Origin of the sequence: Ensifer sp. NM-2 (genome assembly GCF_003024455.1) — a bacterium.
In the GTDB taxonomy this organism is placed as follows: Bacteria; Pseudomonadota; Alphaproteobacteria; order Rhizobiales; family Rhizobiaceae; genus Ensifer; species Ensifer canadensis.
The window spans coordinates 1-255 of sequence record NZ_PVZR01000200.1 but is presented as its reverse complement, the minus strand read 5'-3'; the positions used below and the strand labels follow the sequence as shown (position 1 = coordinate 255).

The 255-nt window shown below is 52.9% G+C and carries 1 rRNA gene; it reads left to right on the top strand.

Annotated features, from left to right (window positions below):
- A 23S ribosomal RNA gene (locus tag C6558_RS39460) occupies positions 1 to 255 on the top strand; the annotation flags it as partial.

Here is a 255-nt window from a genome sequence, read left to right as displayed (position 1 = left end):
ACCGGATGCCTACAAACAGTCGGAGCCCGCAAGGGTGACGGCGTACCTTTTGTATAATGGGTCAACGACTTAGTGTGACGAGCAAGCTTAAGCCGATAGGTGAAGGCGCAGCGAAAGCGAGTCTGAATAGGGCGTTCAGTTCGTCGCATTAGACCCGAAACCGAGTGATCTAGCCATGAGCAGGTTGAAGGTTGGGTAACACCAACTGGAGGACCGAACCCGCATCTGTTGCAATAGATTGGGATGACTTGTGGC